This is a genomic window from Novosphingobium sp. PhB57, assembly GCF_004342985.1.
Taxonomy (GTDB): Bacteria; Pseudomonadota; Alphaproteobacteria; order Sphingomonadales; family Sphingomonadaceae; genus Novosphingobium.
The window spans coordinates 166911-180793 of record NZ_SMBO01000002.1 but is presented as its reverse complement, the minus strand read 5'-3'; the positions used below and the strand labels follow the sequence as shown (position 1 = coordinate 180793).

Genomic DNA, 13883 nt, shown 5'->3' with positions numbered 1-13883 from the left:
GCAGGATCACCGGGGCGCCTCGGTCTGCTCGACCAGCTGGGCGACCAGCGCCTCCACCTGCTTGCCCTCGATCTCGGCGGCGGGGCTCAGCAGCAGGCGGTGACGCAGGACCGACCCGGCAAGCGCCTTGACATCGTCGGGCACCACGTAGTCGCGCCCGTCCAACGCGGCGCGGGCGCGCGCGGCGCCGGCCAGCAATACGGCCGCGCGCGGGCTGGCGCCGCTCGCAAGGTCCGGGCTCTCCCGCGTGGCGCGCACGAGGCGGACGATATAGTCGGTCACGCTCTCGGCCAGGGTCACTTGCGAAACCGTGCGGGACGCCGCCTCGATCACCGCGTGATTGGCAATGGCTTCCACCCCGCAGGCGGCCGGGCTGGGCGCGCCGCGATTCTCGCCGAAGCGCGCGACGATGCGCAGTTCTTCCTCGAAGCTGGGGTAATCGACGCTCACCTTGAACAGGAACCGGTCGAGCTGCGCCTCGGGCAGCGGATAGACGCCCTGGCTCTCGATCGGGTTCTGTGTGGCCACCACCATGAACTGCTCCGGCAGGGCATGAGCGGTGCCATCCAGCGTGACGCGGCGCTCCTGCATGGCTTCCAGCAGCGCGGCCTGGGTCTTGGGCGGCGTGCGGTTGATCTCGTCCGCCAGCAGCAGGTCGCAGAAGATCGGACCATGAGTCAGCGTGAACTGGCTGGTCTGGAAGTTGAACAGGTTCGAGCCCAGGATATCGCCCGGCATCAGGTCCGGCGTGAACTGGATGCGGCCGAAATCCAGGCCCAGGGTCGCGGCGAAGCACTGCGCCAGGAACGTCTTGGCCGTGCCGGGAGGCCCTTCCAGCAGGACATGGCCGCGCGCCAGCAGGGCGATCAGCAGATGCTCCACCGTCGCGCTCTGGCCGACCACCGCCTTGCCGATCTGCTCGCGAATGCTTTCCGCAAGCGCGGCGACCCCGGCGAGATCGACCGCGAAATCGCCCCGAGCGAAATCGCCTTCGGCATTCGGGGAGTGGGCATCGGTCATCGAGTCAGCATCCTTTCGAGCGCGTGAAGATCGCGCGCAGCCTTGACGAGATCGTGCGATTTGCGCGCATGGCGAAGGCGCGCGGAAATCGCGGAAAAGGGTTCGGCATCGGCCCTGCGCGAGGCAAGGGCGCGGTCGATCGCGGCGTCGGCCTGCTCCGGCGGGAGCGTGCGCGGCAGGGCGAGAGCACGGATCAACCGGTCGCGGGCATGGTCGGCATAAGGCCCGCCGATCAGGTGCAGTCTATGCGAGCGGCGCACCAGTCCCGCAGAATTGGCCACCAGCGCGCGCTTGCCGAAAGCGATGGCCCGTTCACCCGCCAGCGGCGGCCCGAAGCGCAGGAAAGCGCGCCATCCCAGCACCAGGGCGGCCAGCAGCAGGCAGAGCGTGGCGGCCAGGAATGGCGGGGTGAAAGCCAGGGTCAGCAGATTCTGCGCGCGCCCGAAACCGTTCATGGTGAGGTCGAACGTCACCGTGCCACGAGGCTCGACTTCGCTGGCCGCGACCAGCGCGTCCACCAACTGCGCGGCGCGGCGGTCGGCCATGCCCCAATTGTCGACGAGGTCGGGTTCGAACACCAGGACCAGGGGGTAGAGGTCCTCGTCCTCCGGGTCGCTGCTCATGCCTGTCAGCGCCGCGTCCTCGAGCGCGGGATAGCTGCCGCCGTCGTCGATGAAGGCGGCGAGAACGCGCCCGTCCTGCTCCTCCACGACCGGCACCAGCGTATCGCCCTTGCCCGATTGCAGCGCCTTGCGGCTGGGCAGCGCGCCCTCCAGGCCGAAGCCGTGCCAGCGGGCCTTCGCGCCGTTGGCGTCGACCTCGCCCTGCACGACCGTCACGTCATCGAGGAAACCGCGCCATTCGAGCGGCCGCATGCCCTGGAGATTGACCCAGCCGGTCTTGGCCTTTTCCTGCTCGCGCCCGGGCTGCAAGGCCATCCACTTGGGCAGGATCACCAGCGTCGGCCCGATGTAGCGCCGCTTCGAGACGATCTTCTCGATATCCTCGCCATCGGCCCCGGCAGGCGGAGTGAGCACCAGCAGGCCCGGCTTGTCGAGCGCGCCCACGTTGCGCGCGCGAACCACCGGGTGCCCGCGCTTCTCGATATAGCGCGCCATGGCGGCATAGCCGTTGAGGCCGCGCCCGTCCGCGTGGGACTGGCCGTCGTTAGTGGAGCCGAAGCCGGTGCCGGTCCCGATCATCCACAAGAGCGAAAGGAACAGCGCCGATCCGATCAGCACCAGCGCCAGCACCGCCCAGCGCGAGAACGGATTGGCGCCGACAGGAATACCGGCTTCCGCAGCAGGTATCGCATCGGCGGGCGCTGTTGCTGCCATCTCGCTCATGCGCGCAGTTCCAGCCGGGCGAAGCGGGCATAGGCCTCCCGCGCGGCGGCCCAGTCGTCGGCGCCCAGTTCGCGCAGCGCGAAGCGGCTGCGCTCCACGCGGGCAGCGATCGTGGCGAACGCCTCGCGGCCGCTGTCCGGGAGCGAGGACAATACCGAAATTTCCCGCGCGGTGCTGGCCGGGTGCAGCCAGTCCGGCCGCGCCTGCCGGATCTGCCCCACGCTGCGGCGCAGGAGCAAGTGAGTGGCCTCGTCGAACCGGCCCTCCCCGGCAAGACGGTCCGCGTCCTCCAGCAGGGCCAGCGCCTCGGCCTCGGCCGGCACCCAGGCCTCGGGCGCCTCCTCGCGGCTGCGGCCGCGCCAGGCCTCGATGGCCGGGCCTACCAGGCGCCAGAGGATGAACAGCGCCAGAAGCACCGCCAGCGCGATCAATATGTTGGAGAACACCGGCCAGGACATGCCCAGCAACCTTCCAAGCGGCGCGAAGATCGCCTCCAGCATGCGGCCGAGCGCCTGGAGCCATTCCGGAACCTGCCCCGGAGGATCGGGCTTGAAGGGCGGCAACGGCGCGTACTGGATATCGGCCGCGCCACGCACGGCTTCCCAGTCGCTCGCGGCGTCCCGGGCCGCACCCGCCATCTGACCCCTAGCAGCCATTACCCGCCGATGATTGGCATGGGCCGGGAGCAGGCGCAAGCCGTTGCGATGAAAGGATTGGATAGCGATCGAGGAGGGGTTGCGGCCGCCTGCCCATCATGGACGGCACGGCGCGCGCCCGGCCAGGACGCGCGCAGTGCCGGACCGAACCAGGATCGCCTATCCGCGCGAGCGTGCCTGCTTGTAGGTGCCGAGCGGACGCACGTACTTGCAATGGAATGCAAGTTCCTGAAGCGCCATGTCGATGCGGGGCTCGCCGGGGGCGCCTTCGATGTCGGCGTAGAAAGTGGTGGCCGCGAAGCTGGCACCGATCTGGTAGCTCTCCAGCTTGGTCATGTTGACGCCATTGGTGGCAAAGCCGCCCAGCGCCTTGTAGAGCGCGGCCGGGATGTTCTTCACCTCGAAGATGAAAGTCGTCACCGCCTTCTCGCCCTTGAGCGCGAAGGGATCGAGCGGCTCACGCGAGAGGACGACGAAGCGCGTGGTGTTGTCCGCCGCGTCCTCGACATTCTCCTCGACGATCTTGAGGCCGTAGAGTTCCGCAGCCAGGTTCGGGGCGATGGCGCAGGCCGCGGTATCGCCCTGCTCGCGCACGAAGGCGGCAGCGCCGGCGGTATCGGCATAGGCCATCGGCACGATGCCCCGCTCGCGCAAGTAGTGACGCGACTGGCCCAGCGCCTGCGGGTGGCTGTAGGCCCCCGAGAACGGCCCCATGGTGCCGTCCGCATTGGGCAGTGCCATCAGCGCATGCTCGATGCCCATGAAGTGCTCGCCCACGATCGACAGCCCGCTTTCCGGCAGCAGGAAATGGATGTCCGCCACGCGGCCGTGCTGCGAATTCTCGATCGGGATGATGGCCCGGTCGGCCCGCCCGTCCTTCACCGCATCCAGCGCATCCTCGAAGGAAAAGCACGGCAGCGGCAGACAGTCGGGATCGTGTTCCAACGCCGCTCGGTGCGAATTGCATCCGGGGGCGCCCTGGAAGGCCGCCGCGCGCGAGGGATCGGCCGCAGCGGCCTCGTTCATGCGGGCGACCAGGTCGAGAGCGGGTTCGGGATAGGAATGCATAGCGTCCGCGCGATTAAGCCGCAAAGGCGATGTCCGCAATGGCTCTTGCACTAACCTGCTGGCAACTCTAGAGCCTCAACCCAAAGAGGATGAGAAAAAACTCCACCCGTGGGGCAAGGGCAAACAAGAAATGGATGATCGTTTCAACACCATTGCCGGCTGGGCTTTGTTCGCCGGTATCGTCGGTCTTGGTCTGACCACCGTCAGCTCTCATTACTTCCGTGCAGACAAGCCGCATCGTCCCGAGACGATGGGTTACGCCATCGAAGGCGTGGAACAGGAAGGCGAAGCAGGCGCCGAAGCGCCGATCGCCACTCTCCTTGCCAGCGCGGACCCGGCCAAGGGACAAGCCACTTTCGCCAAGTGCCAGTCCTGCCACACGATCAACCAGGGCGGCACCAACGGCATCGGTCCCAATCTCTACGGCGTGGTCGGTGAAGGCATCGGCCAGGGCGTCGGCGGTTTCGCTTTCTCCGACGCGCTCAAGGGCGTTGGCGGCAAGTGGGACTTCGACAAGCTGAACGACTGGCTGAAGAGCCCGAAGGCTTTCGCGCCCGGCACCAAGATGACGTTCGCCGGCCTGCCCAAGGGTGAGGATCGCGCCAACGTGATCGCCTATCTCAACGCCCAGGGTTCGAACCTGCCGCTTCCCGCCGCACCTGCGGCAGCAGCAGCACCGGCAGCCGGCGATGCGCCCGCCGCCGCCAGCAGCGAAGCCGCAGCCGCGCCCGCAGCCGCCGCGGCTGCCGAGTAACACCCCATTTCCGGTAGCGGTCCGGCCTGACTCTGTCGGGGCGGACCGCCCGGTCCAGGAATCCGGCCAGGCCGGCAGAAAACGGTCCCGCGGGCGCCACCGAGTCGCCTTGCGGGCCGTTTTCGTCAGGACGTAGAGGCGGCCTCGCCCCCGATCGCGAACCACTTCGCGAGCAGGTGGAATCACCTGATGACCCGGAAAAACGCGGCAAACCAGAAGCCTGGAGCAGTTGATCCGATGCATCCAGATCGGAAACTGCTCTAGCCTTCGATCCTGCCCGTCAAACCATCTTCGAAGCGGCGGAGCTGTTCGCGGCCCCACGACCAGTCGCCCAGGCCACTTGCGGCATTGATGTGCCCCAGCGCCCCGGCCTCGACGAAGGACGCGCCCCATTGGCGGGCGCGCGCACGGGAATGGGCGAGCGGACCATAGGGATCGTCCGAACTCGCCACGACCACCGCCGGAAACCGCAGGAAAAGCTCGGGCGGATTGCCGAAGCTCGCCGCCTCTTGCGGAAAATCCGGGCCTTGCGGATCCGGCATCGCCACCAGGAACGCGCCTCGCACCGCCCGGTCGGACCGCGCGCTCCAATGCGCGACGAGCAGGCAGGACAGGCTGTGAGCGACGAGGATCGGCGCCTCGGAGCACGCGGCCACGGCCGCGTCCAGCGCGGCGATCCACTGATCGAGCTGCGGCGCTTCCCAGCTTTCGGGCGCGAACCGCCGCATCTCCGGCTCGGCGGCTTCCCACCGCGTTTGCCAGTGCTCCGGCCCTGAACCGCCAATGCCGGGCAGGACCAGATAGGCGCTCATTCGCCGCTGTCCGCCGGCCCCTTGAACCCCTTGGCGATCACGTACCACTCGGACGAACCCTTGCGACTGGCCGGCGGCTTGGCGTGCTTCACGCTGGTGAAGCGCCGCTTGAGAATGCCGAGCAGCTCGGTGTCCGTACCGCCCGCGAAGACCTTGGCAACGAAAGTACCGCCGGGCGCCAGGTACTGGATCGCGAAATCGGCTGCCGTTTCCACCAGCCCCATGGTGCGCAAGTGGTCGGTCTGCTTGTGGCCGACGGTATTGGCCGCCATGTCCGAGAGGACGAGGTCCGGCGCGCCTTCCAGGGCCTGTTCCAGCGCCGCGGGGGCCTCGTCGGCCATGAAGTCCATCTCGAAGATGGTCACGCCCTCGATCGGGTCGGTGGGCAGCAGGTCGATGCCCACGACTTTGGCCTTGGGGGCCTTGAGACGCAGCACCTGGCTCCAGCCGCCCGGCGCGATGCCGAGGTCGACTGCGCGGGTCACGTTCTTGAACAGGTCGAATTTCTCGTCGAGTTCCAGCAGCTTGTAGGCGGCGCGGCTGCGGTAGCCGTCGGCCTTGGCCTGCTTCACGTAAGGATCGTTGATCTGGCGGGTCAGCCAGCGCGCCGAGCTGGTCGTGCGCTTCTTGCCAGTGCGAAGCCGCTCGTTGGGATCGCGTCCGGAACGGCTCATGGCCGGTTCTCCAATAGGTGTGATGGCGCGGGGGCTACCGTGGGCCTGCCGCTGGAATGGGATGCGATGAGGCTGCGCAGGATGCCTTCGCGAATGCCGCGATCGGCCACGCCCAGCCGCGCCGCGGGCCAGAGGTCGAGGATCGATTCGAGGATCGCACAGCCGGCCACGACCAGGTCCGCACGCTCCCGCCCGATGCAGTTCACCTCGCGCCGCTCCTCGATCGACATCGAGGAGAGCCGGGAACTGATGTCGCGCATCGATTCGGCCGGAACGATCAATCCGTCCACCATGCGGCGGTCGTATTGCGGCAGTTCGAGGTGGAGGCTGGCCAGCGTCGTCACCGTGCCGCTGGTGCCCAGCAGGCGCAGCGGACCCGTTTCCGCCGCGCTGCCGCGCGCCGGGCCGACGCGCTTGGCAAAAGCGGAAAAGCTTTCCGAGACCAGGCCATGCATGTGGCGATAACGCGCGAGGCGTTCCTCCAGCGTCGTGCCTTCCGGCCCGCAGCTCTCGGTCAGCGAAACGACGCCCCAGGGCACCGATTGCCAGTCGAGGATACGCGGCACGGTGCCGGTGCTCTCGATCAGGACGAGTTCGGTCGATCCGCCGCCGATGTCGAAGATCATCGCCGGGCCGAAGCCTTCCTCCAGCAGCACATGGCAGCCGAGCACGGCCAGCCGCGCTTCCTCGCGCGCGCTGATGATGTCGAGCGCGATGCCGGTTTCCTCGCGCACGCGCTCGATGAATTCCGGGCCGTTCTCCGCGCGGCGGCAGGCCTCGGTCGCCACCGAGCGGGCGAGATAGACATTGCGGCGCATCAGCTTTTCGGCGCAGACCCGCAGTGCGGCCAGCGTCCGGTCCATCGCCGCCTCGGACAGACGGCCGGACTGCGCCAGGCCTTCTCCCAGCCGCACGACGCGGCTGAACGCATCGATCACCGTGAAATTCTCGCCCGATGGCCGAGCGATCAGGAGACGGCAATTGTTCGTGCCGAGGTCGATGGCGGCGTAGGACTGCCGGTAGGACGGGCGCGACGACGGCCCGTTCGCGCCCGGAAGGACGGGCGTGAAGCCGGCAGGCACGAAGCTGGCGGCCGGGAAGCCGGGTGCAACGGTCTTCGCTTCTGCCGGCACCGTCTTGGCGGCAACGGCTTCGCCCTGGGCGCGCGGTTTCTTGGAGGAACGCGCTGCGCCCTTGCGGGAGCCGCGCTTCCGGGCAGCTGCCCGGCGCGATTCCGGCTGGCGGGGCGACGCCTGCGAGCCGGATGTCTTCTCTTCGCGCGGCGCTCCGCCTGCCTCGGCGGCGCCGCCCGGAGGGCGCGCCTTCGCCTTGGCCGTGTCGGGTCCGGACGAGCGTGACTTGCCCTTCCTCGCCTTGCGCCGCCTTCCAGTGCGGCCCGACACATCGACTCTTGCTGCCGGCGGATCTTGCTCCGCCATGATATGTAATCTCGTTCGAATAAATCTTACCGCCGTGCGCGGCGGATACCTGGGGCGATGCTAACGCCCCCCGGGCCAAGGGGCAACCCTGACTGCAAAAAGGGTGCTTGACGCGAATCAGAAGCCCTACTAGAGGGGCGCCTCCCGATGCCCCGTCGTCTAATGGTAAGACTACGGATTCTGATTCCGTCTATCGAGGTTCGAATCCTCGCGGGGCATCCAATTCTCCCTAAATCGCTGAAATCCGCTTCTTCTTCGGGAAGCGCGTCTGGCATCGCCGGACGCTTTCGCATGCCCTGGCGGCGTGCGAATCGTGCCGGATCCCGGCGGTTTTCCGGTTCATGTCTGGAGTTGGCGCCCGCCCGGAAAGAGGGGCGGCCCTTCGCGGGGAAGAGCCGCCCGAAGTCGGGGAGAAGCGGTTGCCACCGCCGGCAAGGTTCGACTTGGCGGTGCACGACCGGTACGGCTCATCTGCCAGCCCCCGCTCCGCACTGCATTGATCGTGGTCAATCGACCGATTCGCGTCTGCCCCGGCCTTCAATTTTTCGCCGATTCGCCGTCCTGCCGAAAATGGACGATCCGCATTTCAGGCCCACACCGATCCTGCGTGAACGCCGCCGTGGCCGCTGCGCCCATGTCACGCTGATGGATTCGCACGGCCGGCCGATCGACGTGATCGTGCGCAATGTCTCGTCACGAGGGTTGAGCGCGGCGGCGGCAGGCCAGCCGCCTGCCTGCAACGAAGTCGTGCGCGCGGCGATGGACGATGGCCGCGAACTGTGGGGCCTCGTGCGCTGGGTGGACGGCAATCTCTTCGGCGTGGAATTCGACATTCGCCCCTGAGGGAGCAAGTCGCCGTCAGACCGCCGAACTGAACCGTCGCAGCGAATCCTTGCGATAGGGATCGAGGCGCGCTGCGATCGAGCGGGCATAGGGCAGGCCCTGGGGCAGGATCACCAGATCCTCTCCGTCGCTGTCACAAAGCGCGGCATCGAAATAGGGCAGCAGCAGCGGCCAGGCCTCGCATTGCAGGTCGCGCGGGATCGGCGCCCTGCCCCGGCACAGCAGCGCCTCGATCACCGCGCCGCGCCGCCGGTCTTCGCCGCTGCGGCGAATCCCGCGGTTGGCGGCGATGCGGTCCTGCGAGAGCAGCATGCGATAGCGCCCGGTGTTCTTCTCGTTCTGGACCAGCAGCTCGGGAAAGCCGCTGATCGACGAAGCGCCCAGACCCAGCAGCACCGGCGCCTTGTCCTCGGTGAAGCCCTGGAAGTTGCGGCGCAGGTTTCCCGATAGCGCCGCCTGCGCCAGCGCGTCTCCGGGCCGGGCGAAGTGATCGAAACCGATGGGCACATAACCGGCCTCGACCAGAAGCGCATGGCCGCGCGCGGCCATGGCGAATCGCTGTTCCGCATCGGGCAGGGCATGGGCATCGATCTTGCGCTGGCGCGCGATCAGGTGCGGCACATGGGCATAGCCGAACAGCGCGATCCGGTCGGCCCCCAGCGCGGCGGTTCGCGCCAGCGAGTCTTCCAGATCGGCCATGGTCTGCCCGGGAAGCCCGTACATCAGGTCGAAGTTGAGCGAATCGATGCCTGCCACGCGCAGCATCGCGGTCGTTTCCTCGATCATCCACGCCGGCTGCACCCGTCCTATGGCCTGCTGAAGGCCCGGCGCGAACGTTTGCACCCCCAGGCTGGCGCGCGTGATCCCCACCGCGCCGATCACGGCCGCCCATTCGCGGCCCATCGTGCGCGGGTCCAGCTCGATCGACAGGACCGGGCGCGATGCGGGGAACTGCAGCGTCAGCGCGTCCACCAGCCGCACGAAGTCGACCGGGGGAATGCCGTTGGGACTGCCGCCACCAAAGGCGATGCGCGTGACCCGGGCGACTTGGGGCAGGCGTTCGGCGACAAGGCCGATCTCGCGGTGGAGGGCATCGAGATAGCCGGAAACGCGGTCGGTGCGGTTGGCGACGCTGGTGTTGCAGCCGCAGTACCAGCAGATCTTCTCGCAGAACGGGATATGGACATAGAGCGAGACCTCCCCGGTCACCGCCTCCAGCGCCTGCACGAAAGCCTCGGCACCGACGGTCTGGTCGAATTCGGCGGCGGTGGGGAAGCTGGTGTAGCGCGGCACGGGCACCGCAAGCAGTTCGGGGTGATAGGTCCACATGCGCAGACCCATTGCGCCTGGAGGCGGCCGCGTCATTGCGCTCGATCAACGGGCCGGAAACCGGCTCGATCTGCCGATTTTTGCGCGCGATCAATGCCCCCGCGGCGCGGGAGGACCAAAGCGGCCCTGCTGCCGCTCAAGAGGGGGGACCCGCACGGTGCGGCCCCGGCGGCGCAGGAAAGACCCAAGATGCGCAAGATGTCCATGCTCGCGGCCGCTGTCCTGACGGCCGCCGCCGCCACCGCGATCGTCACCCCGGCCCAGGCCGGAAGCCCGGACGGCAAGTGGCAGGTCAAGGTTCTGGGCACTGCCGTGCTGCCCGACGGCCAGATCGACAAGATCAGGTCGATCGACACCGACACCGCGCTGGGCGGCACGCTCGCCGGGCTCGAAACCGTAGGCACCAAGGCGAACGACAACGTGGTGCCCACGCTGGCGGTGGAATATTTCTTCAGCAACGCCTTCTCGGTGGAGACGATCTGCTGCTTCACCCAGCACCATGTCAGCGGCACCGGCGACGTGGCGGGCGCCAGCCTGGTCGATCACGTTCTCATCCTGCCGGCCACGGTGACCGCCAAGGCGCATCTCGACACCGGAACGCCCTTCAAGCCCTATGTGGGCGCCGGCCCGGCCTGGTTCTTCGTGTTCGACGAGAAGCCGGGCGATACGGCGCGCGCGCTGGGCGTGGACAAAGTGAAGATGTCGAACAAGGTGGGCTTCGCGCTGCAGGGCGGCGTGGACATTGCCATCAACGACAAGGGGCTGGGCCTCTCGCTCGATGCCAAGAAGTACTGGGTGAAGCCCACCGCCTCGTTCTACGAGGATGGCGTGCTGGCGCTGAAGACGCGCCACGATCTCGATCCCTGGGTCCTGAGCGCAGGTGTGTCCTACCGCTTCTGAGAGACGGTCCGGTTCCGGCAGGCACTTCGGCCATAGCCGGATGCCCGCCCTCCCCGCGAAAGCGGGGACGGCGGGCTCGCCTGCATTACTGCCAGGAGATCGGGATCAAGGCTGATCCGGGGGATCGATGCCCCCCTTAGCCCGCCTCGGCGGTCAGCGCCTCGTGGTCCAGAAGTATCACGTCGCGGCGCGAAGGCAGGTCGATCAGCCGCTCGTTCTTGAAGCGGGTGAACTGGCGGCTCACGGTCTCGATGGTGAGGCCCAGCACGTCGGCGATCTGCTGGCGGGAGAACGGCAGGGTGATGCGGCGCGGGCCGGCATCCTCGAAATTCCAGGCGCAGCCGGGGGGCTGCAACCGCTCGGCCATTTCCAGCAGGAAGCTCGCCAGCTTTTCCGAGGCCGACTTGCGGCCGAGCAGCAGCATCCAGCGGCGCGTGCGGTCCAGTTCGCCCAGCGTCCGCTCCAGCAGCTTGTGTTCCAGCGCCGGATGCTCGCGGGCGAAAGCGTCGAAATCGCGGCGGGAGAAGACGCAGACGGTCGCTTCCGTCAGGGCCGTGGCGCCGTGGCCGGTGGTGCCGCCGAAGGGACGCCCGATGAAGTCCGAAGGATAGACCACGCCGACGATCTGCTCGCGCCCGTCCTCGGTATTGGTCGAAAGCTTCAGCACGCCGTCGATCACGTTGGCCACGAGAACCGAGTCCTCGCCTTCCCAGATCAGCGATTCGCCGGGCTGGATCGTGCGGGTACGCCCGATGGCGTTGAGCGCTTCCAGCTCTTTCGCATCGAGGGATGAACAGATCGCCCGGTTCCGAACGACGCACAGGTCACAGTTGGACATGTGCCCGCGATAACAGTCGCTTCGCCATGTCTCAAGTGCAGGGCAGGCCGACTTGCGTCAGCTTACGCAACCGCCGCTTCCAGCAGGCGCATCGTCCCGGCATCGGCGTCGATCTCCACCGGCAGGCCCACCGGCACGCTGAGCTGCGAGGCGATATGGCCGATCTGGAGCCCCTGGAACGCGGGAACCCTGAGGCCGGAAAACTGCCGGTCGAGCACTTCGTAGATCGTGAAGTTCGAATAGCCGCCGTCGGGGTTCTGGCAGCCGGTGCATTGGCCGAAGACGACCCCGGCCACCCGGTCGAAGATCCCCGCCAGGGCAAGCTGGGTGAGCATGCGGTCGATGCGGTATTCGGATTCGTTGGTGTCCTCGATGAACAGCACGGCCCCCGTGAAGTCCGGCAGGTAGGGTGTGCCCACCAGGGCGGAAAGCACGCTGAGATTGCCGCCGAGCAGCCGGCCGCGCGCCTTGCCGCCGCGGAACGTGCGCAAGTCCTTGCCCCGGCCCGAAAGATTGACGCCCGCCCCCTCGGGCACTTGCCAGGTCGGCGTCGCGCCTTCGAAAGCCAGCGCATGGAACGAGGCCCAGGCCGCCGGCGGCCACGAGGCGGAAGCATTCGGCCCGTGGATGCTGGCCACGCCCGTCCGCGCCGCGAAAGCCAGATGAAGCGCGGTATTGTCGCTGAAGCCCACGAAGAGCTTCGGGTTCGCCGCGATCCTGTCGAAATCGAGCAAGGGCAGGATGCGTGCGCAGCCCCAACCGCCACGCACGGCCATGATGGCGCGGACCTTGTCGTCGGCGAACATGGCCATGAGATCGTCTGCCCGCGTCCGGTCGGAGCCGGCCAGGTAGCCTTCGCGCTGGAGCATGTGCAGCGCCGGCCTCGGCTCCAGGCCCATGGCGCGCACGGTCGCCATGATCTGGTCCAGTCCGAAGCGATCCCCCACGAAGCCCGCCGGCGCGACCAGACCCAGCACGTCGCCTTCCTTCAGGCGCGGGGGCTTCACCAGCTTGCGCGCGGGGCTGCGGACCTGGGCCGAAAGAGCGGGGAGTACCGGCAGCACGGAGCCTGCGGCCACGGCGCCGAAACCGGCCATCGCGGCGCGGCGTGTCATGGTCATGTTCGACATGTCGTGCAGCCTAGAGCGTTTTCCCATCAGGGGGAATCACCTGATGACCCGGAAAACGCGGCCAACCGTGAAACTGGTGCATCGGGGCTGCGCGCAACCGCATGCCGTGCTTGCGCGCAAGCATATCATAATTAAATCCTTATCCCTCGACGCCGCGCCTCCCAGCGGCCATGGAATGCAGATGACCGAACAAGAAGACAAGAAAGTCACCAACCGCCGGTTCTACAAGGCCGAGCAGGAAGCCAACTTCGCAGACGCGCAGGAAGGCACGATCCAGACGCAGAACCCGGCCTATCGCCTGGCCTTCCAGGACACCGAGTTCCTGCTGCGCGACGAACTGCGCCCCGTCCGTTTCCAGCTTGAGCTTCTCAAGACCGAGATGCTGCTGGAAGAAGCCAATATCGGCTCGACCATGGTGATGTACGGCTCCGCCCGCATCCCCGCGCCCGAGAATGCTGAAAGCGTCCTAGCCCAGGCCAAGACCGACGAAGAGAAGAAAGTCGCCGAGCGGCTCGTCGCCAAGGCGAAGTATTACGAGGAAGCCAAGACCCTCGCCAAGCTGGCCAGCCAGTGCTCGGTGGTGGAAAAGGGCATGCGCCAGTTCGTCGTCTGCTCGGGCGGCGGCCCGTCGATCATGGAAGCCGCCAATCGCGGCGCTTCGGAAGTCGGCGCGGAATCGCTGGGCCTCAACATCGTGCTGCCCCATGAGCAGGCGCCCAACCCTTACGTGACGCCGCGGCTCTCGTTCCAGTTCCACTACTTTGCGCTGCGCAAGATGCACTTCCTGCTGCGCGCCCGCGCCGTGGCCGTGTTCCCGGGCGGTTTCGGTACGTTCGACGAATTCTTCGAGCTGCTTACCCTGATCCAGACCGGCAAGATGAAGCCGATCCCGATCCTGCTCTACGGCAAGGAATTCTGGGAACGCGTCGTCAATTTCGAGGCCCTGGCCGACGAAGGCGTCATCAACCGGCAGGACCTCAAGCTGTTCCACTGGTGCGAAACCGGCGAGGAAGGCTGGAAGGTCGTGCAGAAGTTCTACGATCTCGACTGCTGCTGAGGTCAGGGCGGCGGCCT

14 protein-coding genes and 1 tRNA gene are annotated in these 13883 nt (G+C 67.4%); 5 read left to right on the top strand and 10 right to left on the bottom strand.

The genetic code is table 11. From position 1 onward, the window contains the following. Positions 1-6: 6 nt before the first annotated feature. The 4 genes from EDF58_RS08525 to EDF58_RS08510 all read right to left on the bottom strand — a co-directional run bounded on the left by EDF58_RS08525 (position 7) and on the right by EDF58_RS08510 (position 4090). Complete coding sequence (locus EDF58_RS08525) at positions 7-1020, bottom strand: MoxR family ATPase (protein ID WP_132264500.1); 1014 nt, start codon at positions 1018-1020, stop codon at positions 7-9. Next, positions 1017-2366, bottom strand: a complete 1350-nt coding sequence (locus EDF58_RS08520) for a DUF4350 domain-containing protein (protein WP_243654137.1) — start codon at positions 2364-2366, stop codon at positions 1017-1019. The genes EDF58_RS08525 and EDF58_RS08520 overlap by 4 nt, the downstream gene beginning before the upstream one ends. Then, a complete protein-coding gene (locus EDF58_RS08515) occupies positions 2363-3022 on the bottom strand; it encodes a hypothetical protein (RefSeq protein ID WP_243654136.1) in 660 nt (219 codons plus the stop codon). Before EDF58_RS08515 ends, EDF58_RS08520 begins: the two co-directional genes overlap by 4 nt. Before the next feature lie 159 nt (positions 3023-3181). Further along, entirely contained in the window at positions 3182-4090 is a 909-nt protein-coding gene (locus EDF58_RS08510; RefSeq protein ID WP_132264498.1) for a prephenate dehydratase, read from the bottom strand. Positions 4091-4220: 130 nt separating this feature from the next. Between EDF58_RS08510 and EDF58_RS08505 the strand changes: the two genes are divergently transcribed. Continuing rightward, positions 4221-4844: a cytochrome c family protein gene (locus EDF58_RS08505; protein ID WP_132264496.1), complete on the top strand. Its 624-nt coding sequence runs from the start codon at positions 4221-4223 to the stop codon at positions 4842-4844. A gap of 260 nt (positions 4845-5104) precedes the next feature. On the opposite strand, the gene EDF58_RS08500 is transcribed toward EDF58_RS08505, so the two are convergent. Genes EDF58_RS08500 through EDF58_RS08490 form a run of 3 tightly spaced genes read right to left on the bottom strand, consistent with a single transcriptional unit; the run spans position 5105 to position 7769 of the window. Then, on the bottom strand, positions 5105-5656 hold the full coding sequence (locus EDF58_RS08500) for an alpha/beta hydrolase (RefSeq protein WP_132264494.1): 552 nt from the start codon (positions 5654-5656) through the stop codon (positions 5105-5107). Beyond that, a complete protein-coding gene (locus EDF58_RS08495) occupies positions 5653-6330 on the bottom strand; it encodes an RlmE family RNA methyltransferase (protein ID WP_132264492.1) in 678 nt (225 codons plus the stop codon). Before EDF58_RS08495 ends, EDF58_RS08500 begins: the two co-directional genes overlap by 4 nt. Then, complete coding sequence (locus EDF58_RS08490) at positions 6327-7769, bottom strand: Ppx/GppA phosphatase family protein (RefSeq protein WP_132264490.1); 1443 nt, start codon at positions 7767-7769, stop codon at positions 6327-6329. The genes EDF58_RS08495 and EDF58_RS08490 overlap by 4 nt, the downstream gene beginning before the upstream one ends. Positions 7770-7917: 148 nt before the next feature. Here EDF58_RS08490 and EDF58_RS08485 point away from each other — a divergent pair. Both EDF58_RS08485 and EDF58_RS08480 read left to right on the top strand, forming a co-directional pair. Next, positions 7918-7991: transfer RNA gene (locus EDF58_RS08485), tRNA-Gln, on the top strand. 348 nt (positions 7992-8339) lie between these two features. After that, a complete protein-coding gene (locus EDF58_RS08480) occupies positions 8340-8612 on the top strand; it encodes a histidine kinase (protein WP_132264488.1) in 273 nt (90 codons plus the stop codon). 15 nt (positions 8613-8627) lie between these two features. Here EDF58_RS08480 and hemN read toward each other — a convergent pair whose 3' ends face one another. Further along, positions 8628-9941 carry an oxygen-independent coproporphyrinogen III oxidase gene (hemN, locus tag EDF58_RS08475; protein ID WP_132264486.1) on the bottom strand — a complete coding sequence of 438 codons (1314 nt, stop codon included), beginning with the start codon at positions 9939-9941 and terminating at the stop codon, positions 8628-8630. A 189-nt stretch (positions 9942-10130) separates the two neighbouring features. On the opposite strand from hemN, the gene EDF58_RS08470 reads away from it, so the two are divergent. Continuing rightward, positions 10131-10841: an OmpW family outer membrane protein gene (locus EDF58_RS08470; protein ID WP_132264484.1), complete on the top strand. Its 711-nt coding sequence runs from the start codon at positions 10131-10133 to the stop codon at positions 10839-10841. A gap of 136 nt (positions 10842-10977) precedes the next feature. Here EDF58_RS08470 and EDF58_RS08465 read toward each other — a convergent pair whose 3' ends face one another. Together EDF58_RS08465 and EDF58_RS08460 are read right to left on the bottom strand one after the other, a co-directional pair. Beyond that, positions 10978-11679, bottom strand: coding sequence for a Crp/Fnr family transcriptional regulator (locus EDF58_RS08465; RefSeq protein ID WP_132264483.1), 702 nt, complete (start codon positions 11677-11679; stop codon positions 10978-10980). A gap of 62 nt (positions 11680-11741) precedes the next feature. Next, on the bottom strand, positions 11742-12800 hold the full coding sequence (locus EDF58_RS08460) for an LD-carboxypeptidase (RefSeq protein ID WP_132264481.1): 1059 nt from the start codon (positions 12798-12800) through the stop codon (positions 11742-11744). Between the two features lie 190 nt (positions 12801-12990). Between EDF58_RS08460 and EDF58_RS08455 the strand changes: the two genes are divergently transcribed. Then, entirely contained in the window at positions 12991-13866 is an 876-nt protein-coding gene (locus EDF58_RS08455) for a TIGR00730 family Rossman fold protein (RefSeq protein ID WP_132264479.1), read from the top strand. The last annotated feature ends 17 nt before the right edge of the window (positions 13867-13883 follow it).

What these genes read in the sequence shown, in the direction of transcription:
- EDF58_RS08525 (WP_132264500.1), bottom strand. Translation starts at nt 1,020, where the DNA reads ATGACCGATGCCCACTCCCCGAATGCCGAAGGCGATTTCGCTCGGGGC.
- EDF58_RS08520 (WP_243654137.1), bottom strand. Translation starts at nt 2,366, where the DNA reads ATGAGCGAGATGGCAGCAACAGCGCCCGCCGATGCGATACCTGCTGCG.
- EDF58_RS08455 (WP_132264479.1), top strand. Translation starts at nt 12,991, where the DNA reads ATGACCGAACAAGAAGACAAGAAAGTCACCAACCGCCGGTTCTACAAG.
- EDF58_RS08480 (WP_132264488.1), top strand. Translation starts at nt 8,340, where the DNA reads ATGGACGATCCGCATTTCAGGCCCACACCGATCCTGCGTGAACGCCGC.
- EDF58_RS08505 (WP_132264496.1), top strand. Translation starts at nt 4,221, where the DNA reads ATGGATGATCGTTTCAACACCATTGCCGGCTGGGCTTTGTTCGCCGGT.
- EDF58_RS08460 (WP_132264481.1), bottom strand. Translation starts at nt 12,800, where the DNA reads ATGACCATGACACGCCGCGCCGCGATGGCCGGTTTCGGCGCCGTGGCC.
- hemN (WP_132264486.1), bottom strand. Translation starts at nt 9,941, where the DNA reads ATGTGGACCTATCACCCCGAACTGCTTGCGGTGCCCGTGCCGCGCTAC.
- EDF58_RS08495 (WP_132264492.1), bottom strand. Translation starts at nt 6,330, where the DNA reads ATGAGCCGTTCCGGACGCGATCCCAACGAGCGGCTTCGCACTGGCAAG.
- EDF58_RS08515 (WP_243654136.1), bottom strand. Translation starts at nt 3,022, where the DNA reads ATGGCTGCTAGGGGTCAGATGGCGGGTGCGGCCCGGGACGCCGCGAGC.
- EDF58_RS08510 (WP_132264498.1), bottom strand. Translation starts at nt 4,090, where the DNA reads ATGCATTCCTATCCCGAACCCGCTCTCGACCTGGTCGCCCGCATGAAC.
- EDF58_RS08465 (WP_132264483.1), bottom strand. Translation starts at nt 11,679, where the DNA reads ATGTCCAACTGTGACCTGTGCGTCGTTCGGAACCGGGCGATCTGTTCA.
- EDF58_RS08470 (WP_132264484.1), top strand. Translation starts at nt 10,131, where the DNA reads ATGCGCAAGATGTCCATGCTCGCGGCCGCTGTCCTGACGGCCGCCGCC.
- EDF58_RS08490 (WP_132264490.1), bottom strand. Translation starts at nt 7,769, where the DNA reads ATGGCGGAGCAAGATCCGCCGGCAGCAAGAGTCGATGTGTCGGGCCGC.
- EDF58_RS08500 (WP_132264494.1), bottom strand. Translation starts at nt 5,656, where the DNA reads ATGAGCGCCTATCTGGTCCTGCCCGGCATTGGCGGTTCAGGGCCGGAG.